19 protein-coding genes are annotated in these 17,886 nt (G+C 69.9%); 7 read left to right on the forward strand and 12 right to left on the reverse strand.

Annotated elements, in window-relative coordinates; genetic code table 11:
* Positions 1–196: 196 nt before the first annotated feature.
* Entirely contained in the window at positions 197–532 is a 336-nt protein-coding gene (locus LY13_RS18320; protein WP_253829781.1) for a tRNA-binding protein, read from the reverse strand.
* Between the two features lie 139 nt (positions 533–671).
* Positions 672–1,592, reverse strand: a complete 921-nt coding sequence (locus LY13_RS18325; protein WP_253829783.1) for an aminoglycoside adenylyltransferase domain-containing protein — start codon at positions 1,590–1,592, stop codon at positions 672–674.
* Between the two features lie 164 nt (positions 1,593–1,756).
* Here LY13_RS18325 and LY13_RS18330 point away from each other — a divergent pair, with 164 nt between their 5' ends.
* Positions 1,757–2,323 (forward strand): DUF2020 domain-containing protein, encoded by a 567-nt coding sequence (locus tag LY13_RS18330; protein ID WP_253829784.1) that lies wholly within the window; start codon positions 1,757–1,759, stop codon positions 2,321–2,323.
* 230 nt (positions 2,324–2,553) lie between these two features.
* A complete protein-coding gene (locus LY13_RS18335) occupies positions 2,554–3,000 on the forward strand; it encodes a DUF6918 family protein (RefSeq protein WP_253829786.1) in 447 nt (148 codons plus the stop codon).
* Positions 3,001–3,135: 135 nt separating this feature from the next.
* On the opposite strand, the gene LY13_RS18340 is transcribed toward LY13_RS18335, so the two are convergent.
* Entirely contained in the window at positions 3,136–3,675 is a 540-nt protein-coding gene (locus tag LY13_RS18340) for a hypothetical protein (RefSeq protein ID WP_253829787.1), read from the reverse strand.
* 89 nt (positions 3,676–3,764) lie between these two features.
* Here LY13_RS18340 and LY13_RS18345 point away from each other — a divergent pair, with 89 nt between their 5' ends.
* Both LY13_RS18345 and LY13_RS18350 read left to right on the forward strand, forming a co-directional pair.
* Positions 3,765–4,322, forward strand: a complete 558-nt coding sequence (locus tag LY13_RS18345) for a peptidylprolyl isomerase (protein ID WP_253829789.1) — start codon at positions 3,765–3,767, stop codon at positions 4,320–4,322.
* 19 nt (positions 4,323–4,341) lie between these two features.
* Positions 4,342–5,295, forward strand: a complete 954-nt coding sequence (locus LY13_RS18350; RefSeq protein ID WP_253829790.1) for a rhomboid family intramembrane serine protease — start codon at positions 4,342–4,344, stop codon at positions 5,293–5,295.
* 54 nt (positions 5,296–5,349) lie between these two features.
* Here the strand turns inward: LY13_RS18350 and LY13_RS18355 are convergent, their stop codons facing one another.
* A complete protein-coding gene (locus tag LY13_RS18355; RefSeq protein WP_253829791.1) occupies positions 5,350–5,889 on the reverse strand; it encodes a PH domain-containing protein in 540 nt (179 codons plus the stop codon).
* 80 nt (positions 5,890–5,969) lie between these two features.
* The gene (crgA, locus tag LY13_RS18360) at positions 5,970–6,236 is read right to left on the reverse strand and encodes a cell division protein CrgA (RefSeq protein ID WP_253829792.1); all 267 of its coding nucleotides are present in this window, start codon (positions 6,234–6,236) and stop codon (positions 5,970–5,972) included.
* A gap of 203 nt (positions 6,237–6,439) precedes the next feature.
* Here crgA and LY13_RS18365 point away from each other — a divergent pair, with 203 nt between their 5' ends.
* The 3 genes from LY13_RS18365 (at position 6,440) to LY13_RS18375 (ending at position 8,241) form a co-directional block, all read left to right on the forward strand.
* Entirely contained in the window at positions 6,440–7,351 is a 912-nt protein-coding gene (locus LY13_RS18365) for a class E sortase (protein WP_253829794.1), read from the forward strand.
* Between the two features lies 1 nt (position 7,352).
* Entirely contained in the window at positions 7,353–7,508 is a 156-nt protein-coding gene (locus LY13_RS18370; RefSeq protein WP_253829795.1) for a hypothetical protein, read from the forward strand.
* A gap of 94 nt (positions 7,509–7,602) precedes the next feature.
* A complete protein-coding gene (locus LY13_RS18375) occupies positions 7,603–8,241 on the forward strand; it encodes an aminodeoxychorismate/anthranilate synthase component II (protein WP_253829796.1) in 639 nt (212 codons plus the stop codon).
* 195 nt (positions 8,242–8,436) lie between these two features.
* On the opposite strand, the gene pknB is transcribed toward LY13_RS18375, so the two are convergent.
* From pknB to LY13_RS18410, 7 genes are all read right to left on the reverse strand, one after another.
* The gene (gene pknB / locus LY13_RS18380; RefSeq protein ID WP_253829797.1) at positions 8,437–10,461 is read right to left on the reverse strand and encodes a Stk1 family PASTA domain-containing Ser/Thr kinase; all 2,025 of its coding nucleotides are present in this window, start codon (positions 10,459–10,461) and stop codon (positions 8,437–8,439) included.
* Complete coding sequence (locus LY13_RS18385; RefSeq protein ID WP_253829799.1) at positions 10,458–11,840, reverse strand: serine/threonine-protein kinase; 1,383 nt, start codon at positions 11,838–11,840, stop codon at positions 10,458–10,460. Before LY13_RS18385 ends, pknB begins: the two co-directional genes overlap by 4 nt.
* The gene (locus LY13_RS18390; RefSeq protein WP_253829800.1) at positions 11,841–13,310 is read right to left on the reverse strand and encodes a peptidoglycan D,D-transpeptidase FtsI family protein; all 1,470 of its coding nucleotides are present in this window, start codon (positions 13,308–13,310) and stop codon (positions 11,841–11,843) included.
* Positions 13,307–15,241 (reverse strand): FtsW/RodA/SpoVE family cell cycle protein, encoded by a 1,935-nt coding sequence (locus LY13_RS18395; protein ID WP_253829802.1) that lies wholly within the window; start codon positions 15,239–15,241, stop codon positions 13,307–13,309. Before LY13_RS18395 ends, LY13_RS18390 begins: the two co-directional genes overlap by 4 nt.
* Positions 15,241–16,707, reverse strand: a complete 1,467-nt coding sequence (locus LY13_RS18400; protein WP_253829804.1) for a PP2C family protein-serine/threonine phosphatase — start codon at positions 16,705–16,707, stop codon at positions 15,241–15,243. The genes LY13_RS18395 and LY13_RS18400 overlap by 1 nt, the downstream gene beginning before the upstream one ends.
* Entirely contained in the window at positions 16,704–17,183 is a 480-nt protein-coding gene (locus LY13_RS18405) for an FHA domain-containing protein FhaB/FipA (protein ID WP_253829806.1), read from the reverse strand. The genes LY13_RS18400 and LY13_RS18405 overlap by 4 nt, the downstream gene beginning before the upstream one ends.
* Positions 17,184–17,343: 160 nt before the next feature.
* A partial coding sequence (locus LY13_RS18410; RefSeq protein ID WP_253829807.1) for an FHA domain-containing protein occupies positions 17,344–17,886 on the reverse strand: 543 nt, incomplete at its 5' end.

Genomic DNA, 17,886 nt, shown 5'->3' on the forward strand with positions numbered 1-17,886 from the left:
ATGCCGACCCCCGATGGCACCGATGTCACCGAACCTGCCGACTCGCCGTGTGCCGACCCCCGATGTCACGAATGGACTCTTCGTGCCGCCGGGGGACCCCCAATTTTCACACTAGCGCCCGGCACCGACAGTTTTCGCAGCTCACGTTCTGGTCCGCGTCCGTTCCGCTGTCACCGCGCCACCGCGACTGCGGGGCTCACAGCAGGCGGGTGCCGTTGGGGACGGGGTGGTCGAAGCCGGCGAGCACGACGCGGCCCTGCTCGTCGTGCGCCCCGGTCACCAGCACCTCGGACTTCACACCCGCGACGCGTTTCGGTTCGAAGTTGCAGACACACAACACCCGCCTGCCCGTCAGCTCCTCCGCCGTGTAGTGGTCGGTGACCTGCGCGCTCGACGTCTTCACCCCGAGCTCGCCCAGGTCCACCTTCAGCACGTACGCGGGCTTGCGCGCCTTCTCGTTCCGCGCCGCCTCCACGACCGTGCCGACACGCAGCTCGACCTTCTCGAAATCCGACCACTCGATGACGTCCATGGCCCGATTCTCGTCACCGCACGGCCCTTGCCGGGACCGACCCTGCCCACACCGCGCGCGGGCACAGACCCGCGAGCCGCCCCGGCACCGCGCGCCGCCCCTGACACCACGGGCGCCGACACCGCCCCACGGCCGGGGCTCACGATCGCCGTGCCGCCTGCGCCATCCGGTCGACACACCCGTGGACCCGGGCCAGTACATGGGCGGGCCACACCTCGTCCGCGTACTCGCTGCCGAGATACAGCGCCCGCGCGTGCTCGGTCACCGCCCGGTACTCCTCCGGCAACCGCTGCGCAGCCCACGCCGCCGCAGCACCCTTCGGCAGGATCTCGCCCGTCTCGACCGTCGCCCACACGCGCGCCACCGTCAGAATCACGTTCCGCGTATCGGTGTCGACCTCGGCCAGGAGGTCGTCGAGGCCGGCCAGGCTCGCGCGGACCACGTCCTCACGCGCGACCGGCGCCAGCACGTCACCGGGCGGCGGACCCGCCAACGTCCGATTCCCGGCCAGCGCCGACGCCACCGCCAACACCAGATCCGCCATCGGCTCCGGCGCCGGCACGTACCCGGCCTCGTACCGCTCACGCAGCCATTCGCCGTACAGGTAGTCGACCATCGGCGGGAACCGCCGCGCCGCACCGTCCCGATCCGCACCGTCACGCGTCGCACCGCTGTCGTCGGCGTCGCCCCGCGATGCGCCGCCCGATGCCTTCGCCGCCGACGTCGCCCCGGCCACATCGCCGGCCGAGCCCTCACCGGACGCCACGTCGCTGCGGACCGCCACCATCAGCTCCACCGGCCGCAATCCGTCCCCGATGCCGGACATCCCCAGCAGCCCGCGCGTCAGTTCCCGTCGCCGGTCGTCGTCGAGCCCGCGCCGCGTCACCGCCAGCACGTCGAGATCGCTGGCGGGCCGCAGTCCGCCCAGCACCGACGAACCGTGCAGGTAACAGCCGATGACGTCGTCGCCCACCACGCCGTCGACGAGCTCGGCCACCCGCAGTGCGAGCCCGTCGTCCGTCGTCGCCCGGCCTCCCCGGGCGTCGCCGTCGCCAGTCATGTCGCCGCCTCGCATGTCGTCGACCTCGCCGTTGTCACTTCCGATGCCGTGTTCCGGCCTCGGCGCCAGAGTGCCCGTCCGCGCGCGAACCGGCCATCCACCCCGGCCGACACGTTCGGGTGCACCGGCCCCCGGGACACGGACGTCTGGTTGACTCGGTCGCCATGCGACGACCTCTCGCGTTCGGCACCTGCGCAGGCATCGCGGTCGTGGCGGTCACGCTCGCCGGCTGCGACATCCCGGAATCCGGCGGCGACGGCGACACCACGACCGCGGGACCACAGACCCGCACCGTCACCCGCACCGAGCCCGAGCCGACCCTTCCTCCCGAACCGAAGCCGGCGCAGGTCGTCGACGCCTGCCCCTACCTGCCCACCGCCGAGGCGGAACGCGCCAACGGCCAGGGCGTCAGCGAAGTCCGCACCTCCACCGAGAAGCCCCACCCGACGTGCTTCTTCTACCGCCCCGACGGCGAGGTGCAGCTGACCACGCAGGTGTTCACCGGGAAGCCCGACGTCGCCACGGGCATCGTCGACCGCGCCGCCCCCGTCGACACGTCCAATCCCACCGAACAGCCCGCGGGCTGGAGCGGTGGCTACCTGTCCGACCGCGACGGCGCCGTCTACGCCGTGGCGAAACAGGGCACGGCCGTCGTGGTCACGACCAACCAGTCGCAGAGCGTCAAGGCCCGGACCGTCGCGAGCGACGTCATCGCCACGCTGGGGCTCTGACCACCGCCTGTGACCCGTCGTACCGCGGTTCACTCGCACAGAGTGACCGGTCGGCAACGCACAAGGGGCCACGACGTGAGTACAGAAACACTCGTGTACTAGGGTTGCGCCACACGTGCAGACCACTCAGCGTTGATCAAGAATCGCCGCTTCCCCTGTTCAGGTGACGATCGACCGTTCGGCTCTGCGCGGGTCCCCCTCCGTATTTCGAAGTGACAAAGGAAGATCTCGTGGCTGACACCCTCAAGGAAGCTCTGCTCGACTCGACCCGTCGTCCGGACGTCGTCACCGACCTGACCACGCTCATCGACCAGGAGGTCGACGACAAGAGCGGTGTGTCCGGCACGGTCATCAAGACCGGCTACGGCGCCGTCAAGAAGATCAAGCCGGGCATCATCGGTTCCGCCGTGGACAGCCTGCTCGACGACTTCGTCGCGGCGCTCGAGCCCATCTTCGCCGACTTCAAGGCCAACGGCGGCGGCGACTTCGGCGCCTACCTGCCGACCCGCGGTGACGAGGCCGCCGACGCGCTCCTGTCGGTCACCGACGCCCGCGCCGAGAAGTCCTCGCGCGACTCCATCAAGAAGGTCTACGAGAAGCTCCGCCCGAAGGGCAAGGAGAACGTCGTGGAGGCGCTGCCGCGACTCGGCGCGCTCATCCAGAAGTACGCGGGCTGACCCGGCCGACAGCACACGAAAGGGCGACCTCCCGGCGCGGGGAGGTCGCCCTTTCGCTGTGTCCGGTTCGCGACGTCGGCCGTCGCCGGGTAACCCCGGCCCGCGGGCCGGCGTCGCGCTGCGCGGCGGGTGCCGTCAGGCCTGCTTCGACTGCGGCTTCGCGCTCGTCTGGCCGTTGTTGCTCGCCGCGCCGCCCGTCTCCGGGTTGTCGGTGCTCTGCGGCGGAGCAGGCGCCACCGGGGCCTCCGGCTTCGGCCGCAGCGCGTACGCCACACCGGCGATGACGGCGATGGCCAGCACGATCGGAAGCTTCTTGCGCTTCTTCTTCTCGCCGGTCTCGGTATCGGCGGCAGCGCCCTTGGCCTCCTTCATCGCCACCTTGAAGTCCTTCTTGGCGGCCTTGAAGTCCTTCTTGGCGCGACGCTTCGACTCGCCCGCAGCCTTCGCAGCCTTCACGGCGGCCTTCTTGGCCTTCCGCGTCGGCTCCGTCAGCTCGCCGCGGCGATCGTCGGCGACCTGCTTGGCCTTCTTGGCGTTCTTGGAGACCTCTTTGCTGGCCTTCTTGGCCTGCGCGGCCAGCTTCTTCTGGGCGCGTCGCGAGGACTTCACGACCTCGTCGGTGCCGTCGGTCAGCCGGTCCTTCACGGACTCACCCGCCTCCGCGGTTCGAGTCATCGCCTCCACCTCGTTATTCGTTGGTTGTCTGCGTGTCACACTACCCGCCATCCTGCCCCTTACCGCCGGATTATGCCCGGGATGGCACGATGATTCGTGTGACTGAGAGCAACGAGAGCGTGGTCGGTACCAAGTTCAAGGCCACTCTGCACACCAACCGTGGCGACATCGCCATCAACCTTTTCCCTGATCACGCCCCGAAGACGGTCGCGAACTTCGTCGGTCTCGCCGAGGGCACGAAGGAGTACACGCAGCCGAACGCGAAGGGCGAGAAGAGCGGCCCGTTCTACGACGGCGCCATCTTCCACCGCGTGATCGAGGGCTTCATGCTGCAGGGCGGTGACCCGACGGGCACCGGTCGTGGCGGCCCGGGGTACAAGTTCGACGACGAGTTCCACCCGGAGCTCCAGTTCAACCGGCCGTACCTGCTGGCCATGGCGAACGCCGGACCGGGCACCAACGGCAGCCAGTTCTTCATCACCGTCGCGCCGACGCCGCACCTGAACTTCAAGCACACGATCTTCGGTGAGGTCGCCGACGACGCGTCGCGTGCCGTCGTCGACGAGATCGGCCGCGTCGCCACCGGCCCGGCCGACAAGCCGCTCGAGGACATCGTCATCGAGTCGGTCGAGATCGAACGCTCCTGATCTCTCCTCGGCGCGTGCAGTGACTCAGCCTCCCTATCCGCCCGACCACGAACCGGCCAGGGCCGAGGGCGGGGCCCAGCCCGGATGCTGGTGGCATCCGAGCAAGCCGACGGGTTTGAGCTGCGTGCGATGCGGTCGTCCGGCCTGCCCGGACTGCCTGCGCGAAGCATCCGTCGGGTACCAGTGCATCGACTGTGTCGAAGCCGCACGTGCCCAGCAGCGCCGACCACAGCCGCTCCGCCCCGGCGACCGCACGGTCGCCGGGGCGCGCGTGTCGTCGAAGGCCGTCGTCACGCCGCTGCTGATCGCGGTCAACGTGCTGTTCTACGTCGTCACCGCCGCGCAGGCGGGCGACCCGATGAACAACCAGAACTCCGCGCTGCTCGAGGGCGGTTCGCTGTGGCCGCTGGGCATCCACGTCCACGGCGAGTGGCTCCGACTGCTCACCTCGGGCTTCCTGCACTACGGCCTGCTCCACCTCGCGATGAACATGCTCGCGCTGTGGATCCTCGGCAAGGACCTGGAGCTGCTGCTCGGCAAGGTCCGGTTCCTGGCGCTCTACCTCGTGTCGCTCCTCGGCGGGTCGACGGCCGTTTTCCTGCTCGGCGACCTCAACACGGGAACCGCGGGCGCCTCCGGTGCCGTCTACGGCCTGATGGGTGCGCTGCTCGTCGCCGTCCTGCGGCTGAAACTCAACCCCGGCGGCGCGATCGGCATCATCGCGATCAACCTCGTGTTGACCGTGACCATCCCGAACATCTCGCTGCTCGGTCACCTCGGCGGACTGGCCGCGGGCGCGCTGGTGATGGTGGCGATGCTGTACGGCCCGAAGAAGGACCGCACGGCCTACCAGGCCACGATGGTGGGGCTGCTCGTCGCCGCGTGCATTGGGCTGATCATCTACCGCGACTCGACGATCGCCGCCGACATCTGCCGCAGCTACCCGGGGTTGTGCCTGGGCACCAACGTCTGACGTCGGGAACCCGCGACGCCGACGTCGCTGCCCCGCCCGGCTGCGTGTGGCCGGTCAGTCACCGGCCCTGCGGTCCTCGCCCGCGCCTGATTCCCCTGTGCCGGGGTCGCGGGCCTGCAGAGCCGTCAGGTCGTCATGGACGTCGCGAGGGTCGACACCCAGTTCGAGCCAGCCCAGGACCACGAGTCCGGTGCCGTCCGGATCGGTGTCGTCGTCAGGGTCCGTGCCGTCCGCGGGTGTCCCGGGAGAACGGCTTGCCGGCGACAGCGCTTCGATCTCCAGGGCGGTCGCGTCGCGGCCCATCCTGCGTACCGTCGCGAGGCGGATCCGGACCTCGTGCCAGGCCAGCTGTCTGGTGCCGCCGAGGCTGCGGATCCGCAGGCCCGTGTCGTCGGCCGTCAGCCGCGGCCGGACGAATGTGCCGTACGCGGCCGCCAGAGCCATCGCAACCGCTCCGAGGCCGAACAGCACCGTTCCGGGCCGGTCGGCGGCTGCCGAGGCGCTCAGCGCGCCGGCAGCCGCCCCCACGGCGAGCACCCAGCCGATCGCCACCAGCCCGGGATGCGTCGACCAACTGTGAGTGGAGTTATCCACAGGGGCGTCCACAGTGGGGATCAATCACACCGGTGTAATCCGGTGTCCTGCGGCGGAACCGGGCCGTTCCGCCGATCGGCTCAGCGCCATTTCATCGTCATGAGCAGGCCACTGATCATCAGGGCGAACCCGATCGCGAAGTTCCAGTTGCCCAGCTCCAACATGAAGGGGATCTTGTCGCCCGCGAGGTAGTTGACGACCAGCCAGAGCAGGCCCAGCAGCATCAACCCGAACATGACGATCTTGTAAGGAAGCGGCGACGGACCGGCCGCCGCGACCTTGACCGGAGTTTTCCGGTCGGCCGGCGGGGTGTACGCCGTCTTCTTGCGGACCTTGGACTTGGGCATTGATGTCCCTCGTACTCTGCGAATCGAAACGCGTGTCGGCGCCTTAGTCGCCGCCACAACGACACGTTAACGTAAGCGCCCAGGCGTCCGAAGCAGTACTGAGGAGCCCGAGGGAAGCCCGCCACACCGTGACGGGGCGACGCAGCGCGTGAAGACCCGGCGCGCGCGACCACGGGCAGGAGTCATGGGCGAGAGGAGCCCCCTTGTCGACGTCCGACGAGGACCCGCAGACCACGCAGATCCCGGCGGTAGGCGCGGAATCGCCACCGGCGAGGACCGCGGACCGACCGCCCGCACCGCCGCGTCCCCGTGGCGGCAAGGTGCGCGCCGCGGTCCGCGGCTTCGGCGAACTGCTCATCACGCTCGGTCTCGTGCTGTTGCTGTTCGTGGTCTACGAGCTGTACGTCACGAACTGGAAGTCCGGCAGACTCCAGAACGAGGCCAGCGCCCAGCTGGAACAGGAGTGGCGCGACGCGCCCCAGGACCAGCGGCAGCTCCACATCGACCCGGCCGACGGCCAGGCGTTCGCCCGCATGTACATCCCCACGTTCGGCGTCGACTGGAGCTTCACCGTCCAGGAGGGCGTCGGCCCGGAGGCGCTGGAGATCGGACCGGGGCACTACAAGGACACCGCCATGTCGGGCCAACCCGGCAACATGGGCATCGCCGGTCACCGCGTCGGCAAGGGCGCCCCGTTCAACGACCTCGACCTGCTGAACTCGTGCGACCCGGTGGTCATCGAGACCGGCGACAGCTTCTACGTCTACCGCGTGCTGCCGATGACCGGCGAGGTCGACGGCTGGGCCGACGGCAAGGGCGCCCGGCAGCGGTGCGCCAACGTCGCGCCGCTGCAGCACAAGCAGCACGCCTACGACGAGACGTTCGGCAGGCGCATCGTGCTGCCGAGCCGCGGCGACGCCGTCTCGCCGGTGCCGTACAAGGCGCGCAACCCGCTGCCGAAGGCGTCGCAGGCGTCGCTGCTCACGCTCACCACGTGCCACCCGCAGTTCTCCGACGCCGAGCGCATGATCATCCACGGGGTGCTGACGAACCAGTACAAGAAGGCCCAGGGCACCGGTTACGACGACCTGCTGGCCGAGATCGGGGAGGCGTGACATGTACGGCTGGATCTGGCGCCACCTGCCCGGACCGGTGGCCCTGCGCGTGGTCGAGGCGCTCGTGCTCGTGGCGGCCGTCGTCGCGCTGCTGATGTTCGTCGTCTTCCCGTGGCTCGAACCGATGCTGCCGTTCAACGACGTCTCGGTGCAGTAGTCCGAACGCCCCCAGGGGCACTTTGGTGGCGCTCAATGCAACCAAAGTGCCCTTGGGAGCATGTCCGCACCTGTCGGATCGGTATCCTGCGGTTATGCGTGTACTGGTCGTCGACAACTACGACAGCTTCGTCTACAACCTCGTGCAGTACCTGGCGCAGCTCGGCGCCGAGCCCGAGGTGTGGCGCAACGACGTCGTCGACCCCGACACGGTGCCGCAGTTCGACGGCGTGCTCGTCTCGCCCGGCCCCGGAAATCCGGAGCGCGCAGGCCGCAGCGTCGACGTGATCAACCGGTGCGCCGCCGACGGCGTGCCCATGCTCGGCGTGTGCCTCGGCCACCAGGCCCTGGGCGTCGCCTGGGGCGCCACGGTGGACCGCGCGCCCGAACTGTTGCACGGCAAGACCAGCCGGGTGCAGCACGCCGGCATGGGCGTGCTCGCGGGCCTGCCCGTACCGTTCACCGCCACGCGTTACCACTCGCTGACCGTGCTGCCCGAGACGATCCCCGATGCCTTCGAGGTCACCGGCCGTACCGAGTCCGGCGTCGTCATGGGCATGCGGCACCGGGAGTTGCCGCTCGAAGGCGTCCAGTTCCACCCCGAGTCGGTGCTCACCCAGGGCGGGCACCGCATGCTCGCGAACTGGATGGCCGCGGCGGGCCACCCCACGGCGCCCGCGACCGTCGACAGCCTCGAACAGGCCACCCGGTCCCTCCAACAGGCAGCCGCCTGACACCGGACGCCGAGCAGAGCCCCTGGAGCGAGGCGCCGTAGCGGTGGACCACGTCGTCCGCCGCTGAGCCTGTCCGTCCGCAGCGTTCGTGCGGGCGAGCGGAACCCTGTGCTCCGCAGCCGCCACACCCCGCACACGAGGACGGCCGCGCCACCCGGCAGGGCGGCGCGGCCGTCACAGCTCGTCGCGGGTGGTTCAGGGCCCGTTGCCGGGCGGGTCGAAGATCCCGCCGCCGTCGTCACCGCCACCGTTCTCGCCACTGGACGGCGGTGAGGACTCGCCTTCCTCGGCGCCGATGTACAGCGTCACCGGCTGCCCCTTCGTGATCGCCTCACCGGGCGCCGGGCTGCTGTTGGTGACCTTGCCGACCTCCTCGTCGTCGGCACCGGGATCGGCGACCCGGCTCGGCTGGCCGCCCTTCCAACCCGCGTCCTTGAGTGCCTGCACGGCCTGCTGGTACGTCATGCCGGTCAGGTCCGGCATGTCCATCTGCTGGTTGGCGCCGTTGGACACCGTCAGCTGGATCGTGTGGCCGCGTTCGAACTCGCCCGCGTTCGGCGTCTGATTGATCACCGTGCCCTGGGGCTGCTCGCTGTCGGTGTCCGTGCGGGAGACCGCGAAGCCGAGCTGCTCGAGCCGCGCCTTCGCCTCGGCGAACTTCTTGCCCTGCATGTTCTCGACCGAGATCTTCTCCGGAGCCTTGCCCAGCGTGATCTTGACGCTCGTGCCCGATTCGACCTCGTGGTGGGCCGCCGGGTTCTGGCCGATGACCGTGTCCACGGCCGACGAGTCGTCGACCTCCTCGTAGCTGACGTCCTGGTCGAGCGACAACCCGGCGTCCTTCAACGCCTGCTCGGCCTCGCCCTGGTCCAGGCCCTGCAGGTCGGGCACCCGCACCTGCGACGGCTTGACACCCACCTGCAGCGTCAGCTGCTTCGTCACGTCCATCCGCGTACCGGCGGACGGCGACACGGCCAGCACCGTGCCCCGCTGATCCGGCGTGCACGCGTTCGGATCGTTCGGGGCGGCCTGGGCGCGGCAGATGACCTCTTCCTGCTGCACGTTGGTGAAGCCGGCGTTGTTGAGCCGCTCGGTCGCCACCTGGGTCTGCTGCCCCACGACGTCGGGCACGGCCCGTTCGGTCGTCGAATTGCTGTCGAACACGCCCGCCAGCCACGCGGCGAACGCCACGAGACCCACGCCGAGCAGCACCAGCAGCGCGATGAGCCAGCCCTTCTTGCGGCGGCGTCTGCGCTCGTCCTCGTCGTCGTACGGCTGGGCGTAGTCGGCGTCGTCGTAGTTCTCGTCCGGTTCGCCCGCAGGCGCGCCCATCACCTGGGTGCGTTCCTCGTCGGACATCACCATCGGCGCCGACGGGCGCTGCCCGGTGAGCGTGCGCACCAGGTCGGAGCGCATCTCGGCGGCCGACTGGTAGCGGTTGTCGGCACCCTTCGCGAGCGCCTTCAGCACCACGGCGTCCAGCTCGGGCGAGACCTCCGGGTTCATCGCCGACGGCGGTTTCGGGTCCTCCCGCACGTGCTGGTACGCCACCGCCACCGGCGAGTCGCCCGTGAACGGCGGATCGCCCGTGACCAGCTCGTACAGCACGCAACCCGCCGCGTAGACGTCGCTGCGGGCGTCGACCCGCTCGCCGCGCGCCTGCTCCGGCGACAGGTACTGCGCCGTGCCGATGACGGCGGCCGTCTGCGTCATCGCGGCCTGGCCGTCGTGGACGGCGCGGGCGATACCGAAGTCCATCACCTTGACGGCGCCGCCCCGCGTGATCATCACGTTCGCGGGCTTGACGTCGCGGTGCACGATGCCGTGGCGGTGCGAGAAGTCGAGCGCCGCCGACACGTCCGCCATGACCTCCATGGCCCGCTGCTCCGGCATCGGGCCCTCGGTCTTGACGATGTCCCGCAGCGTCCTGCCCTCGACGTACTCCATGACGATGTAGGGCAGCGGGCCGTACTCGGTGTCGGCCTCACCCGTGTCGTACACGGCGACGATGGCCGGGTGGTTCAGCGCGGCGGCGTTCTGCGCCTCGCGACGGAACCGCTCCTGGAACTGCGGGTCACGGGCGAGGTCGGCGCGCAGGATCTTGACGGCCACCTCGCGGCCGAGCCGGACGTCGTGGGCGTGGTGGACCTCGGACATACCGCCGTAGCCGAGCGTGTCGCCAAGCTCGTAGCGGTTGGAGAGCATTCTCGGTGCGCTCATTGCTCGGTGCCGTCCCACTTCGTCCACGGTGTGCCCGTCATGCCTTCTGCGTTCTCGTCCAGGGCTCCGACGGTGCCGTCGGAACCGGTTCTCGTTTCACCGGCGATGGTCACGCCGGCCGCGCCGATGACCCCGTCGTCACCGTTGTCGCCCGACGCCTGCGACCAGTTACCCCCGGTCGGTGGCGGCTGGTTGCCGACCTGCCCCGGTGGCGGATCGGAATCCTGCCCGAGCAGCACGATTAGCAGCGTCGCGACGACTGCCACGACCAACACGGCGGCCAACGTGAGAAGTATCCACATCCCGGCGGGCCGCTGTCGCTGGTGAGCCCCCGGCGCGCCCACGCCCGGCGGCGTCATGCCGTGGGACGCGGCCCCGTGGGACCCCATGACGCCACTCTGCGCCGGGGAGACCGGTGACACCGGCTGCATCGACGGGTGCGAACCCTGGCCCACCGTATTCGGCTGCGGCTGATTTCCCGGCTGTCCGGCATGCGGGGGCTGCCCCGTCGCCGCGCCGTAGCCGGCCATCCCGGACGGCATCGGCAGCGGCCGACCCGCCTTCACCGCGGCGACCGCGGCCGCGAACTCGCCACCGGTGGCGTAGCGCTGCCGGGGATCCTTCACGAGTGTGGCTTCGATCACAGCGCGTGCGGCGGGTGGTACGTCCGGCGGCAACGGAGGCGGCGCGTCGCGGATGTGCATCATCGCCACCGTCACCGCGTTCTCCGACAGGAACGGCCTGCGACCCGCGAGGCACTCGTACCCGCACACCGCGAGCGAGTAGACGTCGCTGCCCGGCTCGGCGTCCTGGCCGAGCGCCTGTTCCGGGGCGATGTAGTGGGCGGTGCCCATCACCATGCCGTTGCGCGTCACGGGCGCCGAATCGGCGGCCTTCGCGATGCCGAAGTCCGTGAGCTTCACCGCGCCCGCCGTCGTGACCATGATGTTGCCCGGCTTCACGTCGCGGTGCACCAGCCCACGCTCGTGCGCCGCCTGCAACGCGTGTCCCGCCTGCTCGAGGACGTCGAGTGTGCGCTCGGCCGAGATCCGGCCCTCGCGCTGCAGGATCTCCGCGAGCGGCTCGCCCTCGACCATCTCCATGACCAGGAACGCGATGGCCGACTCGCCGGCCTCGGTCTCGCCGTAGTCGTGCACCGCGGCGATGTTCTGGTGGTTCAGCGACGCGGTCGTCTTCGCCTCGGCGCGGAACCGGTGCAGGAACTCGGCGTTGCCGGACAACTCGGCCTTGAGGATCTTCACCGCCACAGGCCGGTCCAGGCGTGTGTCACTGGCCTCCCACACCTCGCCCATCCCGCCGACGGCGATCTGGCTGGTGAGGCGGTAGCGCTCCGCGATCAGTTGCCCGGTCGACAGCATCTAGCCACCCCCGAGCCCTGCGGAAATGGTGGCCCTGGCGATCTCCGCGGCGACCGTGCCGCCGGTGGCGGCCAGTCCGCGGTTACCGCCCGATTCGACGATCACCGCGACGGCGATCTTCGGGTCGTCGTGCGGCGCGAACGCCGTGTACCAGGCGTGCGGCGGCGTGTTCTTCGGGTCGGCGCCGTGCTCGGCGGTACCCGTCTTCGAGGCGATCTTCAGCTCCGGGTCCTTGCCACCGCCGCCGGTGTTCTCCTCGGACTGGATCATCATCTGCGTCAGTGCCTCGGCCGACTCGCTCGACATCGCCGGTTCGCCGGTCAGCTCCTCGGGAGCGATGTCCTCGATGGTCGACAGGTCCGGGGCCAGCCGCGCCTTGACGAGGTTCGGCTTCATCGCCATGCCGTCGTTGGCGACCGTCGCCGCGAGCAGCGCGTCCTGCAACGGCGTCAGCCGCACGTCCCGCTGGCCGATGCCGCTCTGATACAGCGCGGCCGGACTCTCCAGCTCGCCGAGGCCCGAGGGCACGACACCGAGCGGGATCCGCAGGTCGTCCTCACCGATGCCGAAGTTCGCCGCCGTCGCGCGGAGCTTCTCGGCCCCGAGGTCGCCCGCGATCTCCGCGAACGCCGTGTTGCACGAGTACTTCAGCGCGTCCTTGAGCGTGCTGCCGGGACACGTGGCGCCGCCGTAGTTCTCCAGCTGCGTGGTCGTGTGCGGCAGCGTGACCTCGGAGTCGGAGGTGACGCTCGCGTCCGGAGCCATCCCGTCCTCGAGCGCCGCGGCAGTCGTGACGATCTTGAACGTCGACCCGGGCGGATACGTCTCCCGCACGGCCCGGTTGAGCATCGGATTGCTGTCGGCCTCGCTGTACTGCCGCCACGCCTGCTGCTGCTCGTCGCCGTCGTGGGAGGCCAGCCGGTTCGGGTCGTACGACGGCGTCGACACCATGCCGAGGATGTGACCGGTCTTCGGGTCCATCGCCACGACCGATCCGGTGTAGCCGTTCTGCGTCATCGCCTGGTACGCGGCCTTCTGCACCGCGGGCTTGATCGTCAGCCGCACGTTGCCGCCGCGAGGGTCGCGGCCCGTGACCATGTCCGACAACCTGCGCACGAACAGTCGCGGATCGGAGCCGTTGAGGAAGTCGTCCTCGGCGTTCTCCATGCCGCCCGCGCCGTACATGATCGAGTAGTAGCCGGTCACGGGCGCGTACATCGGCCCGTTGCGGTAGGTGCGCCGGAAGTTGAAGTTGTCGTTCGACGGTTCGACGCCCGCCAGCACCTGGCCGGCCTCGTCGGAGACGATCTTGCCCCGTTCGCGGGAGTACTCCTCGTACAGCACCCGCGAGTTGCGTGAGTCGGATGCGTAGTCGTCGCCCCGGATCACCTGGACGTACGTGGTGTTGGCCAGCAACAGGGTCAGCATCGCCAGCATGACCATGCCGACCTTGCGCAGGGGAGTGTTCACGTCGCGTCATCCCCCTTCGGCCGGTTCGGTTCGTCGGTGCTGTCCTCGGTCGGCCAGGCGGGCTCCTCGGCCCCGGCCGACGGCTCCGCCTGTTGTGGGCCGCCCTGTGACCCGCCCGACTGCGGCGGCCGGTCCGAGACGGGTTGCGCGGCCTGCGGCGGAGCCTGCCGTCCCTGGGGCTGCTCCGGCGCCGCCCCCGACCCCTCGGACGCCTGCTGCGGACCCTGCGGGACCGGCGACTGCCCCTGCGGCGGCGTGACCGGCTGCTGTGCCTGTCCCGGCGGACGTCCCGTTCCCTGCGGCGCGGAATGCCCCGGAGACTGCTGTCCGCCCGGTGTCTGCGGCCCCGGCTGTGCGCCCGCTGCGTACTGGCCCACGTTGTGCTGCCCGGGGTTGTGCTGCCCGGGCGCCTGGTGACCCGCAGGAGCCGACAGCGCGGGGCCACCCTCGGCAGGCGTCTGCGGCGGGCGCTGGACCATCACCGTGTGCGCCTCGGCGATCGGCGCCAGCTGCTTCGGCGGCGCCTCACCGCTCGGCTTCTGCTGTTGCGGTCTGCGTGCCGTGTCCGAGACCCGCAGCAACAGCGCGACCAGGATGTAGTTCGCGAGCAGCGACGACCCGCCCGCGGACAGGAACGGCGTGGTCACACCCGTCATCGGGATGAGCTTCGTGACCCCGCCGATGATGACGAACACCTGCATGACGATCGCGAACGACAGGCCGCCGCCCAACAGTTTGCCGAACGTGTCGCGCACCGCGAGCGCGCTGCGCATCCCGCGCATCGCCAGCAACAGGTACACCAGCAGCACCGCCGCCAGTCCGACGAACCCGATCTCCTCGCCGAGCGCGGCACTGATGAAGTCGGTGTGGGCCTCGGGCACCATCTCCGGCCTGCCCGCACCGAGTCCGGTGCCGAACACGCCGCCGGTGCCGAGCCCGAACAGGCCCTGCGCGATCTGATAGCCGCCGCCCGGGTCGTCATAGGTCGCCAGCGGGTCGATCCAGTTGGTGACACGCTGCTGCACGTGGGTGAACAGCTGGTAGGCGATGAACGCGCCGACCATGAACATGCTCAGCCCGACGACGACCCAGATCGCACGCTCGGTGGCGACGTACAACATCATCAGCGTGATGCCGAAGAACAGCAGCGCCGTGCCGAGGTCACGTTCGAACACGAGGATGCCCAGGCACACCACGGCGGCGATGATGATCGGCCCCAGGTCCCGTGCACGCGGCAGTTCGACGCCGAGGATCCGTTTGCCCGCCGTCATGAACAGATCCCGCTTCGCGACGAGGAACGACGCGAAGAAGATCATCAACAGGATCTTGGCGAACTCCCCCGGCTGGATCGAGAAGCCCGGCAGCTTCAGCCACACCTTCGCGCCGTTGACCTCCGACAACGACGCCGGGAGCATCGCGGGCAGCGCCAGGAGGACGAGGCCGGCCAGACCTGCCGTGTAGGCGTAGCTGGTGAGCGTGCGGTGGTCCTTGATGATGCGCAGCACCGCCAGGAACAGCGCCAGCGCCACCACCGTGTACAGCACCTGCCGCGGCGCGCTGCCCGAGAACTCCTCGCCCAGGGAACGCGCACGTTCGGCCTCCGCGAGGTCGAGCCGGTAGATCGTCACCAGCCCGAGCCCGTTGAGCAGCGCCACGCACGGCAGGATCAGCGGATCCGCGTACGGCGCCCAGTGCCGCACCGCCACGTGCGCCGCACTGAAGATCGCCAGGTAGGCGGCGCCGTACCAGAGGATCGACCACGACAGCGACTGTTCCTGGTTGATCTGCACCAACACGAACGCCGTCGTCACGATGACCGCCGCGAACGCCAGCAGCATCAGCTCCGTGCCGCGGCGTTTCGGCAGCTCACGAGGTGGGTTCGTGGTGTACTGCTGCCCGACCGCGCTCTGGTTGTCTGCGGCCGCGGCCATCAGTTACCGCCCGAGCCGGGCGCCGGACGGCAGTCCACCCCCGGCTGCTGGTCCTGTTCCGCCTGCGTGGTGGCTTCGCCCGAAGCCGAGTCGTCCTGGTTCTGCCGGTCCTGACCGGAACCGCCCGAGTCGCCGGTGCCACCGTTGTCGCCGCCGTCGTTCTGCTGCTGCTCGCCGTCACCGATGCCGCCGATGATGCCGCCGCCCTGCGGCTGCTCCTGCTGGTCGTCGCAGATCTCCAGCATGTTGTTGCGGCGCAGCGTGTCGATGTACTCGCGAGCGGACGCGAGATCGTCGCGCTTGACCGAATTCGACACCGCCGACTGCGCTTCCTGCTGCAGATCCTGCAGCCGCAGCGGCTCGCACAGTGTCGACGACGGGGGACACGACCCCTCGGCCTCCTCGTGCAGGTCCAGACCGAGCACGCTGCCGGGAACGCCCTGGTAGATGACGACCTCGTCGTTGGAGCCGACACCCACGTAGTACTGGCTCATGACGAAGTACCGCGTCGTGATCGCAGCGGCCGCGAGCAGCACGATCGCGAGCCCGATGCCGACGAGCAGCCGGATGCGTTTGCGCCGCTTCGCCTTCGGATCCTCCGGCGGCGGGCCCGTTTCGGCCTGCTGCGCCTGGGAGGTCTGCTGCGGAGCCGTGAGCGCACGCGCCCGCGCGGCGGGGGAGTCGCCCTGCGGCCCCTCGTCGGTGCCGTCACCCGCGGCGCCGCCCACGATCGGGGCGTTCTCGCCGTAGTCGACGTCCACGACGTCGGCGATGATGACCGTGACGTTGTCCGTACCGCCGCCCTTGAGCGCCAGCTCGATCATCCGGTCCGCGCACTCCTGAGGGTCCGGGATCTGCATGGCCTCGGCGAGCGTCTCGCTGCTGACCATGCCGGACAGTCCGTCCGAACAGAACAGGTACCGGTCGCCCGCACGAGCCTCACGCACCGTCAGGCTCGGTTCGACCTCGCTGCCCGTCAGCGCCTTGAGCAGGAGCGAACGCTGCGGATGCGTCGCCGCCTCCTCCTCGGTGATCCGCCCCTGCTCGATCAGCTCGTTGACGAAGCTGTCGTCGCGCGTGATCTGCGAGAACTGCCCGCCGCGCAGCAGGTACGCCCGCGAATCGCCGACGTGGACCATGCCGAGCTTCGATCCCGAGAACAACGCCGCCGTGAGCGTCGTACCCATGCCGTCGAGCTCGGGGTCGTTCGACACCAGCTCGGCGATGGCCTGATTGCCCTGGATGGTGGCGTCACGGAGCTGGCTGACCAGGTCGTCACCGGGTTCGTCGTCGTCGAGCGGAGCCAACGACGCGATGACGACCTTGCTGGCCACCTCACCGGCGGCGTGGCCGCCCATACCGTCGGCCAGCGCCAACAGGCGGGGGCCGGCATATACCGAGTCCTGGTTGTTGGATCGCACCAGGCCGCGGTCACTGCGTGCCGCGTAGCGAAGGACGAGAGTCATGGGCGAAGCTCGATCACCGTCTTGCCGATCCGGATGGGGACGCCGAGCGGGACTCGGAGGGGTGCAGTGACCTTAGCCCGGTCGAGGTAGGTGCCGTTCGTCGAGCCCAGGTCTTCCACATACCACTCGTCTCCGCGCAGGGAGATACGAGCGTGGCGCGTCGACGCGTAGTCGTCGTCGAGCACCAGCGTGGAGTCGTCGGCACGGCCGATCAGGATCGGCTTGCCGTCGAGTGCGATGCGCGTGCCGGACAGGGCACCCTGCGTGACGACGAGCTGCCGCGGCATCTTCCCGCCGCCGCGCCCGCCTGCGCGCGGACGCTTCTTGTCCTTGCCGCGGCGCAGACTGGGGAGATTCACCCGCAGACCGGACGCCGCGTAGAGATCCGAACGCACCACGCGCAGCGCGGCGAACACGAACAGCCACAGCAAGAGCAGAAATCCTGCTCTGGTGAGTTGTACGACCAGCTCCGGCACCTGTTGTGTCAGCTCCCGCCTTTTCGCGCTCGCCCCACGGCGAACACGCCGCAGGCCCCCACATGGCCGCCATTATGCGTGACCAGCACGCGGCGCCCATGCGGGATTGCCGAAAAATCCGGGTTCCGCAGCCCCCGGCCCGGCCGAAACCCGGATTCGCTCAGCCCTGGGTCCGGAACACCAGCGACGAGTGACCCACGCGGATCACGTCACCGTCGGCCAGCTGCCAGGTCTGTACCGGCGTTCCGTTGACCGTCGAGCCGTTCGTCGAGCCGATGTCGGCGAGCGTGGCGCTCTGGCCGTCCCACGTGATCTCCAGGTGGCGACGCGACACACCCGTGTCCGGGAGACGGAAGTCGGCGTCCTGGCCGCGGCCCACGACGTTGCTGCCCTGCTTCAGGGAGTAGTTCCGGTTGGAGCCGTCGTCGAGCTGCAGCGACGCCGTCAGCGGCCGCGGCGGGGCGCCCGCCGGTGCACCGGGAGCGCCGGGCGCGCCGAAGCCGGGCTGGCCGTACGGGTCCTGCGCCGGCTGGCCGTACGGGTCCGACTGCGGGGGCGGAGCCTGCGCCGGGTAGCCGCCGGGAGGGCTCGGCGGAGCCGCGTAGCCGGGGTCGTAGCCACCGGGAGGCTGGCCGTACGGGTCCTGCGGCGGCTGGCCGTAACCGGGCTGGCCGTAGCCGGGGTCGTAGCCACCGGGAGGCTG

The sequence above is a fragment of the Prauserella aidingensis genome (assembly GCF_024171865.1).
Taxonomy (GTDB): domain Bacteria; phylum Actinomycetota; class Actinomycetes; order Mycobacteriales; family Pseudonocardiaceae; genus Prauserella; species Prauserella aidingensis.

What these genes read in the sequence shown, in the direction of transcription:
- LY13_RS18320 (WP_253829781.1), bottom strand. Translation starts at nt 532, where the DNA reads ATGGACGTCATCGAGTGGTCGGATTTCGAGAAGGTCGAGCTGCGTGTC.
- LY13_RS18325 (WP_253829783.1), bottom strand. Translation starts at nt 1,592, where the DNA reads ATGACTGGCGACGGCGACGCCCGGGGAGGCCGGGCGACGACGGACGAC.
- LY13_RS18330 (WP_253829784.1), top strand. Translation starts at nt 1,757, where the DNA reads ATGCGACGACCTCTCGCGTTCGGCACCTGCGCAGGCATCGCGGTCGTG.
- LY13_RS18340 (WP_253829787.1), bottom strand. Translation starts at nt 3,675, where the DNA reads ATGACTCGAACCGCGGAGGCGGGTGAGTCCGTGAAGGACCGGCTGACC.
- LY13_RS18345 (WP_253829789.1), top strand. Translation starts at nt 3,765, where the DNA reads ATGATTCGTGTGACTGAGAGCAACGAGAGCGTGGTCGGTACCAAGTTC.
- crgA (WP_253829792.1), bottom strand. Translation starts at nt 6,236, where the DNA reads ATGCCCAAGTCCAAGGTCCGCAAGAAGACGGCGTACACCCCGCCGGCC.
- LY13_RS18370 (WP_253829795.1), top strand. Translation starts at nt 7,353, where the DNA reads ATGTACGGCTGGATCTGGCGCCACCTGCCCGGACCGGTGGCCCTGCGC.
- LY13_RS18375 (WP_253829796.1), top strand. Translation starts at nt 7,603, where the DNA reads ATGCGTGTACTGGTCGTCGACAACTACGACAGCTTCGTCTACAACCTC.
- pknB (WP_253829797.1), bottom strand. Translation starts at nt 10,461, where the DNA reads ATGAGCGCACCGAGAATGCTCTCCAACCGCTACGAGCTTGGCGACACG.
- LY13_RS18385 (WP_253829799.1), bottom strand. Translation starts at nt 11,840, where the DNA reads ATGCTGTCGACCGGGCAACTGATCGCGGAGCGCTACCGCCTCACCAGC.
- LY13_RS18395 (WP_253829802.1), bottom strand. Translation starts at nt 15,241, where the DNA reads ATGGCCGCGGCCGCAGACAACCAGAGCGCGGTCGGGCAGCAGTACACC.
- LY13_RS18400 (WP_253829804.1), bottom strand. Translation starts at nt 16,707, where the DNA reads ATGACTCTCGTCCTTCGCTACGCGGCACGCAGTGACCGCGGCCTGGTG.